This is a genomic window from Roseisolibacter sp. H3M3-2, assembly GCF_029211165.1.
In the GTDB taxonomy this organism is placed as follows: Bacteria; Gemmatimonadota; Gemmatimonadetes; order Gemmatimonadales; family Gemmatimonadaceae; genus Roseisolibacter.
In genome coordinates this window covers 1-5,576 of sequence record NZ_JARGEK010000324.1, presented here as the reverse complement: position 1 = coordinate 5,576, position 5,576 = coordinate 1, and the positions used below count along the sequence as shown (strand labels likewise).

6 protein-coding genes are annotated in these 5,576 nt (G+C 76.7%); 4 read left to right on the top strand and 2 right to left on the bottom strand.

The window, feature by feature from the left end:
• The 4 genes from PYV61_RS20105 to PYV61_RS20090 form a co-directional block, all read left to right on the top strand.
• On the top strand, positions 1-931 hold a 931-nt coding region (locus PYV61_RS20105; RefSeq protein WP_275834969.1), incomplete at its 5' end, for a hypothetical protein.
• A 358-nt stretch (positions 932-1,289) separates the two neighbouring features.
• The gene (locus PYV61_RS20100) at positions 1,290-2,762 is read left to right on the top strand and encodes an MATE family efflux transporter (RefSeq protein ID WP_275834967.1); all 1,473 of its coding nucleotides are present in this window, start codon (positions 1,290-1,292) and stop codon (positions 2,760-2,762) included.
• 71 nt (positions 2,763-2,833) lie between these two features.
• A complete protein-coding gene (locus PYV61_RS20095; RefSeq protein WP_275834965.1) occupies positions 2,834-3,346 on the top strand; it encodes a hypothetical protein in 513 nt (170 codons plus the stop codon).
• Between the two features lie 20 nt (positions 3,347-3,366).
• A complete protein-coding gene (locus PYV61_RS20090; RefSeq protein ID WP_275834963.1) occupies positions 3,367-4,530 on the top strand; it encodes a P1 family peptidase in 1,164 nt (387 codons plus the stop codon).
• A 28-nt stretch (positions 4,531-4,558) separates the two neighbouring features.
• Here PYV61_RS20090 and PYV61_RS20085 read toward each other — a convergent pair whose 3' ends face one another.
• Both PYV61_RS20085 and PYV61_RS20080 read right to left on the bottom strand, forming a co-directional pair.
• Positions 4,559-4,981: a VOC family protein gene (locus PYV61_RS20085; RefSeq protein ID WP_275834961.1), complete on the bottom strand. Its 423-nt coding sequence runs from the start codon at positions 4,979-4,981 to the stop codon at positions 4,559-4,561.
• An 82-nt stretch (positions 4,982-5,063) separates the two neighbouring features.
• On the bottom strand, positions 5,064-5,576 hold a 513-nt coding region (locus PYV61_RS20080; RefSeq protein WP_275834959.1), incomplete at its 5' end, for a helix-turn-helix domain-containing protein.

Below are 5,576 nucleotides of genomic sequence, written 5' to 3'. Positions count from 1 at the left end.
GGCGCGCCACGGCACCGCGCACGGGCGCGTGCGCCTCGCCGGGTGGCTCGGGCTGCACGTGGCGGCCGCGCTGCTCGGCGCCGCGGCGCGGCTGCTGCGCGACGGCCCGCCGGCGCGGCTGGAGGCGGGGTGGGGCGCCGTCCCCAACCTGCTCGTCGTGAGCGGGCGCGCGCCGGTGTCGATCCCGATGCGGGTGCTCGACGCGCGCGGCCGCGTCCTCCCGCCGGCGCCGGTGCGCTACGCGTGGGAGTCGGGGGCGCCGGCCGAGGTGTCGCCCGAGGGCGTGGTGCGCTGCGGGCAGCGCGGCGACGCGATGGTGCGCGCGACGCTCGGCGACGTGACGGCGCGCGTGCGCGTCAGCTGCCAGCCGGTGTGGTACGTGTCGATGCCGCGCTGGTACAACTTCGTCGCCGGCGACGCGCCGCAGCCGCTGCGCATGGGCGCGATGGGGCTCGACGGGCGCCCGGTCACGCGCCTCGCCGCCGACGTGGCGGTGGCCGACCCGAGCGTCGCACGCGTCGTCGGCACGCGCGTGCACGCGCTGCGCCCCGGGCGCACCTTCATCCGCGCGCACGCGGGCGGCAGCACCGCCGCCGCCGCGGTCACCGTGTTCGAGCCGGTGCGCTCGCTCGCCGGGCTGCGCGACGACCAGCGCTACGTGTTCGCGTCGCTGCGCCTCGCCCCCGGCGAGCGCGCGCGCTGGCCGCTCCCGGTCGGCACGTTCTCGCTGGTGAACCACGTCGGCCCGCTCGGCGACGCGCCCGACCTCGCGGTGTCGGGGCCGGTGCGCTGCCAGCCCGCGCCCGGGCCCGGCGTCCACCAGACCTTCTGCCGCGCGTGGCGCCGCGGCGCGACCGTCACGCTCTCGCGTCCCGCCGACGCCGCGACGCCGGTGGACGGCGCGCTGGCGCTCGAGCGCGACCGGCCGTGAGTCGCGTCACGATCCGTCGCGCGCGTCGTGTGACGGGTTGACGGATCGTCGGGTACCCCGTACCGTAGCCCTCCCGCCGGCGTCGCGCGCCGGCCCCGCATCCCACACCGCCGGCCGTCCGTCGATGCGCATGAGCGCGTTCCCCATCCCGCAGCCCGTCCGCGATCGGCGCCGTGCGCCGCTCGGCGTCGACGGCCGCACGGTCGTCGCGACCGGGATGGACCGATGAGCAACCGGCCAGGGACCGCGCGCGCGGGGCGATAGCCGCCCCCGCTCCAGCGAGGCGAGTCGCCCCACCTGTGCCGCAGGCGAGCCAGGTGGGGCGACTCGCGTTTCCCGTATGCGGAGCACGCACGGCATGTCCAGTCCGACCGAGACCCTTCCGCTCGCCCCCGCCGACGCGGCGCCGCCCCCGCCGGGGTTCTGGGCGTCCGTCCGCGAGGCGCTGCACGGCAGCCAGCAGGACTTCACGCAGGGCCCGCTCGGCCGCGCCATCCTGCTGCTGGCCGTGCCGATGGTGCTGGAGATGGCGATGGAGAGCGTCTTCGCCGTCACCGACATCTACTTCGTCTCGCACATCCGCGACCCGCGGGTGGCCACCCTCGCCGTCGCCGCGGTCGGGCTGACCGAGTCGCTGCTGGCGGCGGTCTACGCGCTGGCGATGGGGCTCGCGATCGGCGCCACCGCGGTGGTCGCGCGCCGGATCGGCGAGAAGGACGCCGAGGGGGCCGCGCACGCCGCCGCGCAGGCGGTGCTGCTCGGCGCGGCCGTCGCGGCGCTGCTCGGCGTGCTCGGCGCGACGTTCGCGCCGCAGCTGCTGCGCCTGATGGGCGCGTCCGACGACGTGCTGCGCGTCGGCGTGAACTTCACGCGCATCATGCTCGGCGGCGAGGCGAGCATCATCCTCCTGTTCATCGCCAACGCCATCTTCCGCGGCGCCGGCGACGCGGCGATCGCGATGCGCACCCTGTGGATGGCGAACGGGATCAACATCGTGCTCGGCCCGCTGCTGATCTTCGGCGTCGGCCCGCTGCCGGAGCTCGGCGTGACCGGCGCCGCCGTCGGGACGACCATCGGGCGCGCCACCGGGGCGGCCTACGCGCTGTGGCGCCTGTCGCGCCCGCAGGCGGCCGGCACCACCGCGGTGCGCGTGCGCGTGGCGGCGCGCCACTTCCGCCCCGACCGCGCGGCGATGGCGTCGCTGGCGCGGCTGTCGTGGTCGGGCGTGCTGCAGACGCTCATCGGCACCGCGAGCTGGGTGGGGCTGGTGCGCATCATCGCCTCCTACGGCAGCGAGGCGCTGGCCGGCTACACGATCGCCATCCGCCTGGTGGTGTTCGCCATCCTCCCGGCGTGGGGGATGAGCAACGCGGCGGCGACGCTGGTCGGGCAGGCGCTCGGCGCGAAGGACCCGGAGCGCGCCGAGCGCGCGGTGTGGCGCACGGCGCACTACAACGCGGCGTTCATGGGCGCGCTCGGGCTGCTGTTCGTGGCCGCGGCCGGGCCGCTGATCGGCTTCTTCACCGACGACCCGGCGGTGGCGCCGATCGCCGTGCGCGCGCTGCGCATCATCGCCAGCGGGTTCCTGCTGTACGCGTACGGGATGGTGCTGACGGCGGCGTTCAACGGCGCCGGCGACACGCGCACGCCGACGTGGCTCAACTTCGCGGTGTTCTGGCTGTTCGAGATCCCGGTGGCGTGGCTGCTCGCGGGGCCGCTCGGCTGGGGGCCGGACGGCGTCTTCGTCGCGATCGCGGTGGCGTTCTCGGCGCTCGCGGTGGCGAGCGGCGTGATCTTCCGGCGCGGGCGGTGGAAGGCGCAGCAGGTGTGACGCGCCTCCGCGGGCGCGGGTTGCACGGGCGAAGGCCGCACCCGCGACGACACCGATTCACGAGAGCCGACATGCCGAAGCGCCACCTCGCCGTCCTGCTGCTGCTCGCCGCCGCGTGCGGCGACTCCGCCGTCGCCACCGCCCCGGAGGCGGAGGCGCCCGGCGCCACGCTCGCCGCCGCGCCGCCCGCGGCCGGGGCGACCGACACCGCCTCGGCGACGCCGGCGCCCAAGCCGGCCGCGACCGCCGACACGTCGAGCGCGCAGAACTTCCCGCGCTCGATCCGGCTGGAGGGGAGGGCGCTCCTCCCGTCGGCGACCGACAGCACGCCGGCGCCCGCGGCGCCCGGGACGCGGCTCACCCTCTTCCGCAACACGCTCGCGGACGGGAAGGGCGTGTCGACCAAGGTCGGGGAGACGACGGTCCGCGCCGACGGGATCTTCGCGTTCGCCGACGTGCCCGGCGGCTACCTGGTGCTCGCGGTCGAGGTGACGGCGGCGCGCGAGTGGGGGACGCACGTCGCCTTCCTCGTCGGCAACGCCGAGGTGACGCGCGTGATCCCGCGCTTCTGGCCGCGCCCCTGACGCGCCGCTAGCGTGGGGGCATGACGCGCGCCCCCCACGCCCCGCTCCTCCTCGCGGCCCTGCTGGCCGCCGGCCCCGCCCTCGCGCAGCCGGCCGTGCCGCAGGGCCGCGCCCGCGCCCGCGACCTCGGCGTCGCCCCCGGCGTCCTCGCCCCCGGCCGCTGGAACGCCATCACCGACGTCGCCGGCGTGCGCGTCGGGCACGCGACGGTGGTCGAGGGGGACAGCGTGCGCACCGGCGTCACCGCGGTCCTCCCGCACGCCGGCAACCTGTTCCGCGAGCGCGTCCCGGCGGCGGTGGTCGTCGGCAACGGCTTCGGCAAGCTGCTCGGCAGCACGCAGGTCAACGAGCTGGGCGAGCTGGAGACGCCGGTGCTGCTCACCTGCACGCTGTGCGTGTGGCGCGCCGCCGACGCGCTGGTCGACACGCTGCTCACGCTCCCCGGCATGGAGCGCGTGCGCTCGATCAACCCGCTGGTCGCCGAGACGAACGACGGGGGGCTCAACGCCGCCATCCGCTCGCGCCCCGTGCGCCCGGAGCACGTGCGCGCCGCGCTCTCGTCGGCGCGCGACGGCGCGGTGGCGATGGGGAGCGTCGGCGCGGGGACGGGCACCGTCGCCTTCGGGTGGAAGGGCGGGATCGGCAGCAGCTCGCGCGTCCTCCCGCGCCCGCTCGGCGGGTGGACCGTGGGGGTGCTCGTGCAGAGCAACTTCGGCGGCGTGCTCACGATCGGCGGCGCGCGCGTCGGGGAGGCACTCGGCCGCCACCCCTTCACGCGCGCCCTCGCCGACACCGCGCGACCGGCGGGCGCTGACGGCTCGATCATCATGGTCGTCGCGACCGACGCGCCGCTCTCCGACCGCAACCTGCGCCGCCTCGCCGCGCGCGCGCTGCTCGGCCTCGGGCGCACCGGCTCGTACGCCTCCAACGGCTCGGGCGACTACGTGATCGCCTTCTCCACCGCCGCCGAGGTGCGCCGCCCCGTCGACGCGCGCCGGCTGCAGCCGACCGAGCTGGCCAACGAGGGGGGCGGCGACCTCTCGGCGCTCTTCGCCGCCGCGGCCGACGCGACGGAGGAGGCGATCTACGACTCGATCCTCGCGGCGACGACGGTCACGTCGCGCGGCGGGACGGTCGAGGCGATCCCGATCGACCGGGTGCGCGAGATCCTGCGCCGGCGGTGAGCGAGCGGCGGGTGGGGGACGGACCGACTCAGTCCTTCCCGTCCCCTCCCTCCTCGACCGGCTGCGCGAACATGACCACGCGCCCGCCCGGCTCGCGGACCCCGACCTCGTCCATGCCGTAGAACGTCCGGCGGCGCGGGACGACGTACTCCATCCCGTCGAGCGCGGCGACGATCGCGTCGAGGTCCGACACCTCGAAGAAGAGCGCCGTCAGCCCCGCATGCGCGTCGGCGGGCGGCAGCGACGCCGGGGCGTCGTCGGCGACGCTCGCGCGCGACTGGTACATCAGCTCCACGCCGTCCTTCACCAGGATCACGAAGCCGAGGGCGTCCCCGTGCGGGACCTCGGCCACCTTCGCCCAGCCCAGGCGCTCGACCCAGAACGGGAGCACGGGCTCGATGGCGTCGACGATCAGGACGGGGGTGAGCTTGCGGACGGCGCTGGCGGTCATGGCGGGGGCGTCGGAGGGGTGGAGATGGGGACGCCGCCCAATCTGCGCGGACGCCGCCGGGCGCGCTGGGAGAAATGGAACGTCAGCCGGCCCGCGCCCACTCCCCGGGCGTGCGTCCGGTGAGCGCGCGCAGCTCGGCGCCGAGGTGCGCCTGGTCGTGGTAGCCCAGGTCGAGCGCGACGCGCGACCAGCCCGCGCGGCGCGCCTGTTCCACGCGGGCGAGCGCGGCGCGCATGCGGACCACGCGCGCGAACGTCTTGGGCGGCACGCCGACGTGCTCCGCGAACGCGCGCGCCAGCGCCTGGCGCGTGACCCCGAGCGCGGGCGCGAGCGCCTCGACGCGCATCGTCCCCTCGCTCCGCGTGAGGAGCGCCACCGCGCCCTCGACCAGCCGCGGCGGCGCGTCGGCGCGGGCGGCGCTGGCGGCGAGGCGGTGGCGGACCTTGTCGTGTTCGCGGGCGAGCGCGGCGAGCGCAGTCGGGCTGAGATCCGCGCGGCCCTGCAGAAAGGCGCAGAACCGCTCCGTCTCGACCAGGAAATGCACGTTGGTGGTGGGCTCGGCCTCCCAATAGGCGGAGATCAACCGCGTCAGATC